A 14,852-nucleotide genomic window follows, 5' to 3' on the forward strand; every position below is an offset into this window, starting at 1 on the left:
CATTCGTTCATCATCATCCACTTTTCTCTTTTTTTCACTCATTTTCAATACTATGAAGCACTTTTTCACAACGCGGTTGCTGACTTGCCTGGCAATGCTGCTTTTGCTATTGCCGCTGGGCAGCAGCGCGCAGGCGCTAACCCAGGCCGACTTTACCGGACTCATTGTGCCGCAGTACATGGCCAGTGGCACTGCCACCCGCTTGCCGGTGCTCTTCCGGGCCACGGTGAGCAACCTGACCCCGTCTACCCTCTACCGGGCCTTCGTGCTGGGCGCTACCAATGCCACCACGGGCGGTGGCACGGTAGACTTTGGCGGCGCCATGAGTTCGGGTGCCGGCATTCCGGTGTTTATTAATGTCAGCACCACGGGCGTCGTTACCTACACGTCGGCCTCTACGGGCAACACCAATACGGACGGGAGCTACATGACCTTCACGACGGACGCGGCCGGCGCCTACACGGGCTGGTTCGGCTTCCTGAATTCGGGCAATGCGCGCTACACCGCTGGCAACCTGATATTCCCGGCCATTACCCTGGCCAAAGATTCTGCGCCCGCCACGGTGGAGAAGCGGCTGGCTCTCAATCAGAGCATCATTACCCTGGACTTTGCCACCACTGGCACGGGCATTCAGGGCGCTTCCAGCGCCACGGCCGGCAACGCCGTCGCGCTCTACGACAACGTGGCGGGCACCGGCCGGCCGCTTGCCGCAACGGTGGTAGAAAACATCGGGGTAACGTTCGGCTCCGTTGTGCCTTTCTACTCGACCACAGCCGGCACCTGGAACAGCATTGTGCCCCGGGCCAATGCTGCAGGCGTGCAGCGCGTAGTAGAGTATTCGGTGGCTACTGGCGCTGTCCTCAACTGCAACAGCGACGCCGACGGCGTGTGGCCCTCCGGTGCAAATACCGTGAACCCCATGGGCGGTACTACTCCCGTTATGCTGACCGCCACCGACGCGCCTCTTAACGCGGGCTGCGCGGGGCCGGCCTCGGCTACCGTTACGGCTACTCCCGCCACCCTTACCGCATTCACCACCGCCGTTGGCACGGCTTCGGCTACGCAAACGGTTAGCGTAGGCGGTACTACCCTCACGGCAGGCGTAGTAGTTACGGCTCCGGCCGGCTACGAAGTGTCGCTGAGCGCGGCTTCCGGCTTCGCCGCTGCCGTCACCGTGCCGCAGACTGCGGGTACGGCTGCCGCTACCCCGGTGTACGTGCGCCTGACCGGTGCCACGCTTGGTACCTACGCCGGCAACGTGACCGTGGCCAGCACCGGCGCTACCACCGTTAACGTAGCCGTAACCGGTACCGTGACCGCCGCCACGATTCCTGCTCCTACCATCACCAGCTTCACGCCCGCCAGCGCCCAGGTTGGCGCTACCGTCACCATCACCGGCACCAATTTCACCAACGCCTCGGCGGTAACGCTGAGTGGGCTTGCCATCACCGGCTTCACGGTGGTCAATGCCACCACCATCACCTTCGTGGTGCCGGCCACGGCGGCCAGCGGCACCATTTCTGTAACCACGCCCGGCGGCACGGCCACCAGCACGGCCACCTTCACCGTGACGCCGCGGCGGTTCCGCCAACTATTTCGGCCCTGACGCCCAGCGCGCAAGTTGCGGGCGGCCCCGATGTTGTCCTCACCATCACCGGTACCGGTTTTACGCCCACTACCACGGTGAATTTCAACGGCGTGAACTACACCCAGACCAGCAGCACGGCTACTTCGTTGGTTGTCACCATCCCGGCCAGTGCCCTGGCCACGGCCGGCAGCTTCCCCGTCACCGTCACCAACACGGCCGGAACGTCGAGCGCCTTCACGTTCACGGTGAGCAACCCCAGCACGGCGGGTGCTTTCGAGAACTTTGAAACCGGCACCAAAGGCAGTTACGCCGCCGGCGAGGTAACGCTGAACAGCGGCGTATGGAACTTCTCCGAAGCGCTGCTCGGTACGTCGTTTGCCGACAGGTTCAACGGCTTGAAATCGGCGCGAATCCGCGGCGGTGGATTCATCGCCATGAGTTTTGACAAGCCTACTGGCGCGGGCGTTGTCACCATCAATGCTGCGCTGTACGGAACCGATGCACCTGCTTCGTTCCTGCTGGAAATCTCAACAAACGGCGGCACGAGCTACACGGCGGTTTCGGGCGCGCCAGCAGTCCTCACCACAACGCTGACGCCTTACACCTTTACGGTAAACCAGGCTGGCAACGTGCGCTTGCGCATTTCCAGCACCAACACCGTAGCGGGCTTCAACCCCCGTATCAGCATCGATGATATTTCCATTACCAACTTCACGGCCCCGGTGCTGGTGCCCACCATCACCAGCTTCACGCCCAGCACGGGCGGACCTGGTACGGCTGTTACCATCACAGGCACGAATTTCACGGGGGCTACGGCGGTGAAAATCGGCAGCTTTGCCGTGACCAACTTCACCGTGGTGTCGGCCACGAGCATTACGCTGGTTGTACCAGCCGGTACGGGCAGCGTGAGCGGCCTGCTCACCGTGACCACGCCCGGCGGCACGGCTACCAGCGCTGCTACCTTCAACTTGGTGTCGGCCACCTTGGCCAGCAAGGCCCTGCCCGGCCTCTCGGTATTCCCGAACCCCGCCACCGACCGCGTCACCGTGGCGCTGCCCAAGGCCGGTGCGGCCACGATAGCAATACGCGACCTGACCGGCCGCCTGGTACTGGCCCCCGCCGCCCTGGCTGCCAACCGCGAAGTACTCCTGCCCGCCGGCCTGGCCGCCGGTGTCTACCTGCTGGAAGTACAGCAGAATTCAGTTACGGCCATTCGCCGCATCCAGAAAAATTAGGGTGAAGCAGCCCGCCCTCCGAAAGGCAGGCGGGCTGTTAAGTTCAAAGAAACAAAAAGGCCCCCGCTACGGCAGGGGCCTTTTTGTTTGGGGCTATGCGGCAAGCAGCCTCAGCAAAAGGCTCTGGCCTCACTCCTCTGTCATGCTGAGCTTGCGAAGCATCCTCTCACCGCAGAACTAGGCATTCAGCTCTGCTTTCCTGCTGTGCGCGCAACGGCGCCCAGATTCCTGTGCTCCGAAATACTATAGCTTTTCCTCCAGCCACAAATACCCGGCAGCCAACAAAAACAGCCCAAAGAACCAGGCCGCGGGCCACGGTACCTGCACGGTTTCCGGAGGCAGCGCAGTAGTGGCCCGCGCAACTGACGAGCGCAGCCGCAGCGCCTGTTGGCGCTCTTGCCACTCCGGCCCCTGCCACGCGGAATCTGGGAAAACATAGAAGCTGTGGGTCGTTTTGCCCGGCCCTCGTACCTGATGCCAGCCGGCGGCCGTCGCCCACAGCTGCGCGGTGCTCCACTCGGGCAGGCGCGGGTCTTGGCGCAGGGCCAGCCGCACCGCTGGCCCACCGGCCACCCGCCCGGCGGTGGGTTGGGCAGCGGGCAGCGCCCCGGTCAGTTGGAGCGTGAGCGGCTGGTGCGGCCGCGGCCACTGCGCCACTACCCGCCAGGTTGCCGCCGCGGGCGCCGGCGGTGCCGCGGCCGTCAGCAAGCGGTTCCAAAAAGAAGCGTACACGGCCGTGTTGCCTTGCAGGCCCCACTGAAACGTTTCCGGGACCACGGAAACCACCACAAACCCCAGGCCCGCCCGGCGGCTGGCAGCGGCCACGGCATTGTTGGGCCCCGTAATCAGCGCATGTAGCAAGGACGTGGCCCGAACCTGAGCAGGCAGGGCCGCCTTGGCTTCGGCGGGGGCTTCGGGCCACGTAAGTGCCTGCGACACGGCTTGCGCGGCGGCACGGGGCAGCAGTGCAAACGAAGTTCCAGCGGGCACAGTGCGGGGGAGCGGAGCGGCATCAGCTACTACCACCAGGCCCAGGCGGCCTCCGCTGATGGCGGCCTGCAGCGCCTGGCTCTCGGGCCGCGCCAAACTGGCTAGGGTAGGAGCATCGGCCACCAGCACAGCAAAGCGCGCAAGCAGTGCCGGTGTGAGGCGGCCCAGCGGCACGGCTGGCTGGTTGACAAAATCAGTCTGCACCATTCCCCGGCTGACCGTAGTGCGCAGCGCTACCGGGTAGTGCGCTTCGGCTAGGTAGTTTTTTAGGAATTTGAATTCGAAAGAAGGGGTGGCTGTCAGCAAGAGCACGGCGGGCAGTTCCGGGGTGGTCACCTCCACCGGCAGCGGCTCGGTGGCAAGTACCTGCCCGGCCCGGCGCAGTAACAGGTCGTAGCGTGCGCGCCCCGCAGCTTTGGGCTGGTAGCGCAACCGGAAAGCACCTCCGCCCCTGGGAAGCCGGGCCGAATCGCGAAGCGTGCCCGCGGCGCGCAGGTACACCCACGCCGGCTCGCCCGCCGGCGGCAAAGCCACTTTTCCTTCCACAACAAACGCCTGACCCAGCGCGACCTGCCGGTCCCACAAAGCCGTTTGAAATCCTGCTGGGGCGGGACGCGGGTGCGGCTGAACGACAATGGTACCCAGCGCGCTCAACTGCGCGGCGGGCAGGCCCGCGCCTAGTACGTGCAGGCGCTGCAGCGGCGGCCGCTGCTCGCCCAGCGTGAGCAGGCTGCTCAGCGGCTGCGCTTTGGCCGGCGTAGCGCCGCTGCCGTAGTACCACAGCTGGGTAGCGGCTCCAAGCCGGCGCTGCAGCTGCCGCAGGGTGTCGGGGTGGTAACCGTCGGTGAGCAAAATGGCTTCGGCCCGCGCCGTTGCTTGCTCACGTACCGGGGGGAAAGCCGTGAGCCACAACGCTCCGGCGGCTACGCCGCCTGCCAGCATCCGCAGCCCGCGGTGCCGTTGGCGCGGGCGTTGCCAGGCCATTGCCATCAGCCCTGCACCCAGCAGCAGGCAACCCGCCAGCAGGACGAAAAAAACAGCAGGATGAGGCGCAAAAACAGACAAAATACTAGCGGCTTAACTCTTGGAAATAATGCTGCGCCAGCCGGGTGGGCGCGGGTGCGGCAACGGGCGCGGGGGCGGGCACGGCCAGCAAGTCGGTGAGGGCGCGCTCCACGGGCGGGCGGCACTCGGCGCACGCGGGGCGGCCGGCACGCACGTCGGCCACCAGCTCCCGCAGGGCCCGCAGCGCGGGCAGGTACACGCCGGGCCGCTGCAGGGCGGCCCCGGCCAGCGCGGTGCCCGCCTGTTCGAGCACGCGGGCATCGGCGGGGTTGGTCTTAGCCGTGGCGGAGGTAGTGGCCAGCCAGCGTAGCGCCGCCCGCACGGCCGGCTGCAACGCGGGAGCCGGCAGCGTTTGCTGGCGCTGCGGAGCGGCGGCCCCGGCAAGCTCCCCGGTGAGCCGTAGCGTGGCCTCGGGCATGGGCGGGGGTACAAAACCGGCTTTCTTGACGTAGGCGCGCGTCTGCTGCTGCACTTCTTTCAGCAGCTTGAGGGCGCGGTCTTCGTAGGGCCGGGCTTCGGCGAGCTGCCCGGTGCGCAGGCGCAGCTCCGCGGCCCACATCTGGTCGAGCACGGCCCGGAGCTTGGCTTTCACGGCGGGCTCCAGGAAATCGGCGGTTTCCGAGTCGTCGTGCTTGTGAATGTAGGGGTCCATCAGCGCATCGGTTTCAGCGGTGAGTGACGCTATGGCCGACGTGGCGGGTGGCGTGGGGTGGTCGTGGTCGTGGTGGTCACCGCCTTCGGCCGCGTGCTCGGCGGCGGTTTCATCGTGGCCGTCCTCCTCATCCTCGGCAATGGGCGAACGCGGCGCGCCGGGCCCAATGCTGCCGCCCACTTCTTCGCCCATAAACTTGCCGTAGCGCAGGCGCAGCGACTGCTGGTCGAAGCCCAGGTTGTTGGCCCGGCTGGCCACGGTGGCCGCGTCGAGCCTCGGCTTTTCGGCAATCAGCTTTTCGGTATCGATGATGATTTGGCGCTGGCTCCGAAAGTAGGCCGGCGCCACTTTCACGCCCATGCCCATATCGGAGGGGCTATCGGCCACGGCCGTGTCCTGCCACTGCACGAGGTAGGCATCGGTGCGCGAGGAGTGGCCGGCATTGTCGCGGGCCGAAACATAGAAGTACAGCTCGTCGCCGTAGGTCAGGCCCAGCTGAGGCAGGTTGAGCTGGCTAAGCAGGTTGGCCTGGGCGGGCTGCCCTCCCACGGCGGCACTCAAATCGCGCCGTACTTCCCGGAATTTCACGGCCTCGCCCTGCCCTTGCGCCACGGTAATCACCAGCTCGGCGCGGCTCAGGCCGTAGTCGTCGCGCAGGGTGGCGCGCACCGGCAGCTCGGGCCGCACGCCAAATTCAACCAAGGTGTAGGGCTTCGGGGTTTGAATGCGAATAATGGGGGCCTGGTCGGCGCGGACTTCAATGGCGTAATCGTCGGATACCGTGCCCGCGAAGCGCAGCCGGTACAGCACGGAGTTGCGCAGCGTGTATTCAGCACTGAACAGCCCAGCTTGTCCCGCTACCGCCTGCATACGCAGCCGCTGGCGACCAATTTCCACCTCCGGAACCGCGCGGCGGCTGCCACTCACGCGCACCTGCCAGCGCACCCGCGCGCCTTCCGGCCCCTGAAACGAAGCCTGAGCCGGCGCAAACACGGGCTGGTGGGTATAAGCGGGCGGAGTCACCCGCACCTGCGTCTCTACAATGCGCGCCGGGACTTTTCCCGGTGCCGCCACGGCCGCGGGAGAAAACCGAACCGGGACCCCCGCCACTAGCTCGCTCTTTTGAGTGGCGGGCCACCACCACACCGCCACCCCCGCCAGCCCCAGTAGTGCTGTGACCACCAGCGAGGTTCGCCACGAAACCGGGAGCGTCAAACGGCCATTTTCCCGCAGGGTGTGCAGCCGCTGGGCCACGCGCTGCTGCTGCAGGTGCTCCAGCAAATTCAGGGTATCACCGGGCTGAAGCAGCAAGCCTGCGCTGTCCTCCAATGCCGCAAACTGCCGGTCAAGCCGTGGGGCAATGATGGAAGGCCTAACCAAGCGCAGCGGCCAGAGCAGCAACGCCACGGCCAGCATCCCAAGGGCTGCCAAGGCCAACAACGGCATCTGGGCACCCGGCCAGTGTTGTGCCAGTGCCAGCAGCAGCCCCGCCCCGGCAGCAGTCGGTAGCAAAACAGCACCGGCGCGCCGCCAGGCGTAGCTGCGGCTTGTGGCGGCAACCAGATGGCGGGCCGTTGCAATATCCGGCGTTTGAGAAGGGGCTACCGGCTGGCTCATATAAGGGAGGGCTGAGGCTGCCCGTCCCGGCGACGGGTGAGCAGACGTTCACAGACAAACAATAGCGCGGCCAGCAGCACAAACCACGGCCGCAGGTCCGTCTGCCGGGAGGCCAGTGGCGCGGATTTTTGCGGCGTGGTGGCCTGCTGCGCCGGGGCTGCGGTGCTGGCGTAAAGCTGGGCCGGGTCCAATGCCCGCTGGTCCTGGGCGGCCAGGGCCTGGTCGGGGCCGCTTAGCTGCGTCGGGAGCAGCGCGTCGGTTGTTTCGGGTTGGAGCAGCGCCAGTAGTCGGGCGGGCAGCGTGGGGCTATCTGCTAGGTCGCTCCAGCTGGGGTTCAGGCGCGTGTGCAACTGGTAGATAGCGCCCTGGCCCTGCGCCAGCCGCGAGAGCACGGCCCGGCCCTGGCCGTCTACCCACAGCGCGGCGGCAGCACCCGCCGCCAGGGAATCGGACTGTTGCTGCTGCTGTCTTTTCATTATTGTGGCCGGCACTTCGTCTGCGGCCACGGGCACCAGCCGACTGATGTCAGCCATCCCGGCACCCGTGGCTTCCTGCCACACCTTAGTGCCGTTCTTTTGGACTGCCGCCTGCCACTCGGCGGGCAAGGGCGCGCTGCTCAGCCAAAACAGCCAGTCGGCGGGCGTTGTGGCCAGGGGAGGGGCCGTGATAGTGCTCAGCGCCAGCGGTATAGGCAGGCCCGTGGCCGCGGCGCGCACACCGGCTAGCAGGTAGCGCGCATCCAAGGCGTATTCCGGTGTTGAATAGATGACGACGCGCAACGGCTGCGTGCGAACGGGGACAGCGGGCAGCGCTTGGCCACCATCTGCCCCGGCACCAGCCAGCGGCTGCAGGCTTCCGGCTATCAGCCGGTAAGCGGGCACCCCCGCCGGACGCACTGTTCCGTTGGGGCGGGGCTTTGCAACTGACGTCCACCGAAAAGCAGTCTGAATTTCAGTGCTGGTCCCCATCAATAGGCGCAGACTATCGCCCTGCAAGGCCGCTGCCTGCACCCACGCGGTGGCGGTGCCCACGGGCAGCGTCTGCCAGGTGACCCCCGCCGGGAGCGGCGCCAATAGGCCTTGAAAACCGCATAAGGTGGCGGGCGTGGCCACAAAGAGAGGCTGCCCCCCAAAGGCACCGGCCGCTTGCCGGACCCGCTCCGCATAAAAAGCAGTGGTAAATGCAGTATTTCCGGAAAGCAGGCGCGCACTATCGGGCTGCCCCAGGGAGTCGGCCCGCAGCGTGGCCCGGGACATTTTGGGGAAGCCTGGGGCCAGCCACCGCAAGGCATAGCCGCGGCGGCGCAACGAATCGACCGTGGGCCGCAGGGCCGCAAAAGCGGGCGTGCCAATTACCTGGGGGCTCAGCAGCACCTGCCCCCGGCCGCGGGGCACTAGCTGCTGCCACACCGGCCCGGCCACCGCCACCGCCAGCACGGCCAGCAGGCCGGCACGCAGCAGCAGCAGCCACAGCTGCTCGGGCTTCAGGTTGCGCAGGCGGCGGTTGGCCCCGGCGGCCAGCCAGCGCAGGCTGCCCACAGCCACCTCGCGGCCGGGCCGGCGGTTCCATAAGTGAATAGCAACCGGCACCAACAACCCCAGCAAGGCCAACAGCGCAGACGGGGATAGCAGTGTAAACAAAGGCGAAGCAGGATAAAACCAGAACACAGACGTGCAATGGCGGGCCACCATTGCAAGGAGGCCAAAAAGAAAGTGGTAAAAGTAGGCGCTGCCTCCCTTTTACCACTCGCCAATCTCAACCGCAGCGCTTTTTAAGGCTGTTGTCTTCCGCATTCCGCGCGCTATCGGCCCGGAATGCAGGACGCTTCCTCTCTGCTACAAGCCATTCAAAATGCTTTTCAAGTCGCGTGCTTTTTCCTGGGCGCGGAATTCGGCCTGCAGCGAACGGACGCGCACCCGGTCTTCAAGGGGCAGCTGGCTGCCCACCTGGTCGTAGCGGGCGTTGAGGCGGCCCAGCACCAGGTTGGCCTCGTCCCAGTTGGTCTTGGTCCAGGTTCGGTGCTGGGCGTTGGTCGATTCCACCAGCTGGGCATACAGGTTGGGCAGGTCGCCGGCCATTGCCCGGTTGATGGGCGCCGAGGTGTTGAGCAGCTTGCGCTGTACGTTGTCCACGACGTTGTCGCGGGCCTCGCCCACCAGTATGGTTTCGGGCACCGGGTGGCCGTTTTCGGCGGCCCACGCTTTGTAGCGGGCCTTCTGGCCGAGGTATTCGCGCCGCGACTGCACCGAAAGACCCACGGCGGCGCTGTCGAGGCGCTTGGTCATGCGGGTGTAGTCGCTTTCCAACGTGGCCCAGTCCAGGCGCACGTTGGCCATGGGGAGCTCAAGTTTTTCGTCAACCCAGTTGCTGAACGTGCGAAGGTCCTGTTCCAAAGTAGCGGGCGCAGTTTTAGTGGTAGTGGTGGCTGGCGCTTTGGCCGCAGGGGTGGTCTTCGTGGTGGTGGTGGTCTGCGCGCGGGCCGGTCCTGCGGCCAGCGAAAGCAGCAGCGCAATAAGCGCGAAGGGGGCAAGAATACGTTTCATAAGTCGATTAAAAGAAAGCTATACGGGCATTCGGCTATTGAACGCTACATATCGCCAAGCAATTCCCGGCCCAAAACCGCGCAGGCGGCATCATTGTGTTCCTGCGGGGGCACCACAGCGTACTACCCCGCCGTGATGCGGCGGCGCAAAAACTCCCGCATGGCCTGGTCCAGCGGCTCGGCCGTGCTGAGCTGGTGGTAGTCAAATCCTTTGCTGCGAGAAGCCTGGGCCGTGTCACGCAGCCACTGCTGCAGCTGCTGTTGGTAGGCGGGGCGCTGCTGGTCGGCGTCGAGCTGCATGGTGCGGCCACTTTCCAGGTCCCGGAACGTAACCGCACCTTGGTAGCTGAAAGCCAGCTCATTATGCGCCATTACATGCAGCAGCAGCACGTCGCCGCTCACGGCCCGCAGCCGGGTAAGTAGGGCGTTTATTTCCGATTCTTCCTCGTATAAATCACTCACGCACACCGTGAGCGCGCGCTGGCGCCGGGCCGTGAGCGGTGCCAGGGTGGCGGCATCCGGAAAAGTGCCGGCCGCCTCAGCGGTTTCCAGCGCGTGGTAAATGCGGGGGAGCTGGCGGGTATCGGCCCGGGCGGGGAGGTGCCGCAAACCTGCCGGGCTGAGAATGGTCAGGCCCACGGAATCGCCCTGCTGCTGGGCCAGATAGGCCAACGACGCCAGCAGCAACCGCGCATAGTCAAGCTTGGTCAGGCCGTTGTCGTCGCGGTGGTTCATGCTCGCGCTGGCGTCGAGCAGCAGGTGCACGGTCAGGCTGGTGTCCACTTCCGATTCGCGCAGGTAGTAGCGGTCCGAGCGCGCGGCCAAGCGCCAGTCCAAGCGGCGCAGGTCGTCGCCGGGCTGGTAGGGGCGGTACTGGCTGAACTCCATGCCCGCGCCGTGCCGCCGGCTGGCGTGCGCGCCGTTCATGAAGCCCTCCGCCGCCCGCCGGGCAGCTAGGGATAGGTTGCGCAGGCCGTGGAGAAGTTCGGGAGTAAGCATTTTTTCAGTTAGAAGCTAGCAATCTTGCCCGTCATGCTGAGCGCAGCCGAAGCATCTCTGCCGCAATATTAAAATTGAATAGTTGCGCGGTAGAGATGCTTCGGCTGCGCTCAGCATGACGTTCGAATTATACTTGAACCGCTTTCAACAACGCCACCACGGCGTCATCAGCGGTCAAATTTTCCGCTTCGGCATTGAAATTAAGCAGCACCCGGTGGCGTAGCACCGGCGGCGCCAGCGTGCGAATATCTTCCAGCGTGGCGGCAAAGCGGCCGTGCAGCAGCGCCCGGGCCTTGGCACACAGAATAAGCGCCTGGCCTGCTCGTGGCCCGGCGCCCCAGCGGCCGTAGTCCTTGATAAACGGCACTTCCGACGTAGCCGGGCGGGTAGCCCGCACCAGGCGGTTTACGAAATCCATCAGCTCCGGGCTCAGGCTTACCTGGCGCACCAGCTGCTGCAGCTGCCGGATGTCGGCGCCGCCCAGCACGGGCTGCACCTGCTGCCCGGCCGCGCCGGTGGTCCCGCGCAGCACGGCCAGCTCTTCCTCAGCCGTGGGGTAGCCGATGCGCACGTACAGCAGAAACCGGTCGAGCTGGGCTTCGGGCAGGGGGTAGGTGCCGCTCTGCTCGATGGGGTTTTGGGTGGCCAGCAGGAAGAACGGCTTGGGCAGCGCGTGCTCGGTGCCGGCGTAGGTTACGTGGCCTTCCTGCATGGCTTCGAGCAGGGCGGCCTGGGTTTTGGGCGGCGTCCGGTTTATTTCATCTGCCAGTACGAGGCTGGCGAAAATGGGCCCGGGGTTGAACTTGAAGGACCGGTGGCCGGTGCCGTGGTCTTCTTCCAGCACTTCGGTGCCCAGAATGTCGGTCGGCATCAGGTCGGGTGTGAATTGAATGCGGCGAAACGGCAAATCGGTGGCCGATGCCAGGGTGCGGACGAGCAGGGTTTTGGCCAGGCCGGGCACGCCTTCCAGCAAGGCATGGCCGCCCGCCAGCAGCGCTACCAGCACTTCTTCCAGCACGGTTTCCTGGCCAACGATGACTTTGGCGATTTCGGCTTTGAGCACTGGCAGCTTGGCCAGGAGCGGGTGGATTTGTTCTTCAGTCAAGGTAAAAATGCAGTGAAACGGCTAAAAAATGTTTACTGTAAAGTCTTGTTATTGCCAATGCAAACTGTTGTAAATGAGCAATTAGTTTAAAGGAAATGAGCCTTTAAAAGTCCGTATTTGGAATATATTAATATGGTTAAGCCAAGGGTATTGCAGTAATTGCTTCCACCATTCGCCAATCTCTTTTGCCTCGACCGCATGGACCGCTTTAGTCTCCCCCTAATCGGCAAACTTCTTCCAACGGTTATCGCAGTGTTGGCGCTGGCGAGTCCGGTATTGGCCCAAAGTACGTCCTCCGTGGTAGCCGAAACGCCGGCCGTGGAATCCGCGTCGCCCCGCAATGCCATTCGCTTTGATGTGGGCAGCGTTTTGGTCCACAATATTGTCAACAACGCATTTGGTTACAGCGGGACGTTGTTCCCGATACTGGCTTCTTATGAACGCCAAGTAGGCGCCAGGGGTGGTTTGGTGGCAGAGGGCCTGGCTAATGGTGGAAACAGCTGGGCGCGTAGGGTCGGGCTGTCGGTGCAGGGCCGCTACTACTTCCGGTTCTCCCGCAGCAAGGCAGCACTTACCGGGTTGTATGTTGCCCCGGTAGTTGCATTTCGCACCGTGTCCTTCTCCGGCTACTACAAACCTATCAGGCAGCATTACTCCGGGGTTGGCGCCTTGCTGGGCGCTCAGGCCAGCCTGAAGCCCCGGTCGCCATGGTTTATTGATGTGGCAGCGGGCCTCATGAGCTGGAAGCGGCTGAGCCAAGCCAAAGCGGTAGGAAATACTTCCCTCAACCCCAGCCTGAGCCAGGAATCGTACTACGATACTCACCCCACCGACTTTGATGGCCGGTTGGGCCTGGGCTTTCGCTTCTGAGCTGGGCTTACGTGGTGAGGGCATAGAGCAAAATGTTTACGCCAAACTTGGTGTTGTCCTCGGCCAGAAAACGCTTGTTGCGGAAGTCATAATCCCACTCGCAGCCGTAATCTTTATTAGAGTACAATACTCCGATGCGGCCCTTGATTTCCACGGCTTTCAGGTAGTCGTGCACCAAGTCGTCGCCCCAGCCATTTAGCTCGAAGCCCGTGTTGGGCGGACCGTCTTTGAAGGTGAAAAACTGCGAGTAAATCGGGTGGGTTTTGGGGATTTTCTTCAGGGCGCTGATGCCGAAGCACTGGCGCATCTGCTCCTCAAAAGAGCGGGCAAACAGGCCGTCGATATCGTGGTTGCAGTCGTCGACGAACACGAAGCCGCCGTTGCGCACATACTGCGTAAAATTCCGTTTTTCCGCCGCCGAAAATTGCACCAGCCGGTGCCCCGACAAATAGCAGAACGGGTAGTTGAACAGCTCGGCGCTGTCCAGCGCCACCACTTTTTCCTTGGTGTCGACGGGCACGGTGGTGTACTGCACCAGCGAGTGAAGCAGGTTGGCGGGCATGCGCTCATCCACCGCGTCCCAGTCGCCGGACTGGTATTTCAGGCGCACAAATGTGAAAGGGGTAGCGGGCATTGAGGCGTAAATGTAGAGATAGTTACCATCATGCTGAACGCAGCGAAGCACCCTATCAAGAGCGAACGACACGTTCTGCGGTGATAGGATGCTTCGTCTCTGCTTCATACGCAGAATGCTCAACATGACAGACCCTAAATAGCGTCCGACAAGCTGGTGAAGGTGAAGTCGCGGATTTTCAGCGGCGGCACCAGGCAGCCGGCCAGGCGCTGGGGCCGGCCGATGGCTTCAATGTTGTTGAGCATGATGATGGGGCTCTCGTTGAAGCGCAGGTTTTTGATGGGGAATTTGATGGCTCCGTTCTCAATGTAGAACGTGCCGTCGCGGGTCAGGCCGGTGTAGAGCAGCGTCTGCGGGTCCACCTCGCGGATGTACCAGAGGCGCGTCACCAGAATGCCCTTGGCCGTGCCCTTTATTAGCTCGGCCGTGCTCTGCGTGCCGCCGGCCATGATGAAGCCACTTGGAAAAGCGGTGGCGGCCACCTTGTTTTTCTCGGCCCAGAAGCGTGAGTAGAAGAGGTTTTTTACCACGCCTTTTTCCACCCAGCTCATGCGCTTGGTGGGCAGCCCATCGCCGTCGAAGGCGCTGCCGGGCACCTCGGCATTCATCGGGTCGGAGTAAATGGTAATCCGCTCGTCGAACAGCTTTTCGCCCTTGCGGTTGCCGCCGCCTTTCTTGGTCATGAAGCTGCGGCCTTCGTCGGCCGAGCGGGCGTCCATCCCGTACAGCAGCCCGCCCAGCAGCGAGAGGTCGCCGCCATCCATAAGGGCGGCGGGCTCCAGAATCACGGTGTATTTGCCGGGCTCGATGGCCTTGGCATTCGCCGAACCCAGCGCTTTGTCGGCGGCGCGCTGGGTGAGGCCTTGGCGTTGAGCTTGGCCGGGTCCGTGGCGTCGCCAATGGCGTAGCCGGAGCCGCGCCCGTCGGCGGTGCGCACCGTCACCGAAAAGTCGGTGTTGGTGGATTGCTGGTAGGCTTCGAGGCCCTTGGAATTGCGCAGTGCCTGAAAACGGGTGCCGCCATCCAGGAAGCCCGCGGCCGTGAGGTTCTTGGCGGCGCACAGGGCCATGCTGTCGGCCGCGGCCTGGGCGCGCGTGGTGGCCGTGAGCAGGGTAGCGGCCGCCGACGGCGGGGCCAGATAGTTCTGGGGGCCCAGCAGCGGCATGTACTCCGGGCTTTCGGGGGCGAGCCGGGCAATTTCCTCGGCCCGCTGCACGCAGCGCTTCAGCGTGGTGTCGTCGAACTCGTTGCAGGTGGCAATACCGGAGCGTTTGCCGAAGCGCGACTCCACGGCCAGCGACACGCTGTCGGCCGCGCCGGCGGTGCTCACGCTGTTGCGGGCGTAGCGAATGTTGCCGGTGTTGAGCCCGTTGAGCGACACCGCGCATTCGTCGGCGGTGCTGTAGCTCAGTACCTTTTTGAGCAAGGCCTGGGCCTCGTCTTTGGAAAGAATAGCCATTTTAGGGAGCTTTTAGCTGGTGGCCATTAGCTGTTAGCTCTTGCTGTATCGGTGCCTCCTGAATGAAGCTAACAGCTAAAAGCTAGCGGCTAATAG

General features: G+C 64.1%; 10 protein-coding genes and 1 pseudogene. 3 read left to right on the plus strand and 8 right to left on the minus strand.

Annotated features, from left to right (window positions below; translation table 11 throughout):
- The first annotated feature begins 52 nt into the window (after positions 1-52).
- The gene (locus tag BEN47_RS00770; RefSeq protein WP_070724299.1) at positions 53-1,606 is read left to right on the plus strand and encodes a choice-of-anchor Z repeating domain-containing protein; all 1,554 of its coding nucleotides are present in this window, start codon (positions 53-55) and stop codon (positions 1,604-1,606) included.
- Positions 1,603-2,823 (plus strand): choice-of-anchor Z repeating domain-containing protein, encoded by a 1,221-nt coding sequence (locus BEN47_RS22965; protein WP_239691459.1) that lies wholly within the window; start codon positions 1,603-1,605, stop codon positions 2,821-2,823. Before BEN47_RS00770 ends, BEN47_RS22965 begins: the two co-directional genes overlap by 4 nt.
- A gap of 243 nt (positions 2,824-3,066) precedes the next feature.
- On the opposite strand, the gene BEN47_RS00780 is transcribed toward BEN47_RS22965, so the two are convergent.
- The 6 genes from BEN47_RS00780 to BEN47_RS00805 form a co-directional block, all read right to left on the minus strand.
- On the minus strand, positions 3,067-4,797 hold the full coding sequence (locus BEN47_RS00780; protein WP_070724301.1) for a hypothetical protein: 1,731 nt from the start codon (positions 4,795-4,797) through the stop codon (positions 3,067-3,069).
- An 85-nt stretch (positions 4,798-4,882) separates the two neighbouring features.
- On the minus strand, positions 4,883-7,147 hold the full coding sequence (locus tag BEN47_RS00785; protein ID WP_125921433.1) for a DUF4175 family protein: 2,265 nt from the start codon (positions 7,145-7,147) through the stop codon (positions 4,883-4,885).
- Complete coding sequence (locus tag BEN47_RS00790; protein WP_158010774.1) at positions 7,144-8,787, minus strand: BatA domain-containing protein; 1,644 nt, start codon at positions 8,785-8,787, stop codon at positions 7,144-7,146. The genes BEN47_RS00785 and BEN47_RS00790 overlap by 4 nt, the downstream gene beginning before the upstream one ends.
- A 195-nt stretch (positions 8,788-8,982) precedes the next feature.
- Positions 8,983-9,690, minus strand: coding sequence for a hypothetical protein (locus BEN47_RS00795; protein WP_070724304.1), 708 nt, complete (start codon positions 9,688-9,690; stop codon positions 8,983-8,985).
- A gap of 122 nt (positions 9,691-9,812) precedes the next feature.
- A complete protein-coding gene (locus BEN47_RS00800) occupies positions 9,813-10,688 on the minus strand; it encodes a DUF58 domain-containing protein (RefSeq protein ID WP_070724305.1) in 876 nt (291 codons plus the stop codon).
- A gap of 127 nt (positions 10,689-10,815) precedes the next feature.
- Positions 10,816-11,793: an AAA family ATPase gene (locus tag BEN47_RS00805; RefSeq protein ID WP_070724306.1), complete on the minus strand. Its 978-nt coding sequence runs from the start codon at positions 11,791-11,793 to the stop codon at positions 10,816-10,818.
- A gap of 198 nt (positions 11,794-11,991) precedes the next feature.
- On the opposite strand from BEN47_RS00805, the gene BEN47_RS00810 reads away from it, so the two are divergent.
- Complete coding sequence (locus BEN47_RS00810) at positions 11,992-12,663, plus strand: hypothetical protein (RefSeq protein WP_070724307.1); 672 nt, start codon at positions 11,992-11,994, stop codon at positions 12,661-12,663.
- A gap of 7 nt (positions 12,664-12,670) precedes the next feature.
- On the opposite strand, the gene BEN47_RS00815 is transcribed toward BEN47_RS00810, so the two are convergent.
- Positions 12,671-13,297: a DUF4159 domain-containing protein gene (locus BEN47_RS00815; RefSeq protein ID WP_070724308.1), complete on the minus strand. Its 627-nt coding sequence runs from the start codon at positions 13,295-13,297 to the stop codon at positions 12,671-12,673.
- Positions 13,298-13,431: 134 nt separating this feature from the next.
- Positions 13,432-14,756: pseudogene (locus BEN47_RS00820) on the minus strand (TldD/PmbA family protein).
- Positions 14,757-14,852: the final 96 nt, after the last annotated feature.

Origin of the sequence: Hymenobacter lapidarius (assembly GCF_001816145.1) — a bacterium.
Taxonomy (GTDB): Bacteria; Bacteroidota; Bacteroidia; order Cytophagales; family Hymenobacteraceae; genus Hymenobacter; species Hymenobacter lapidarius.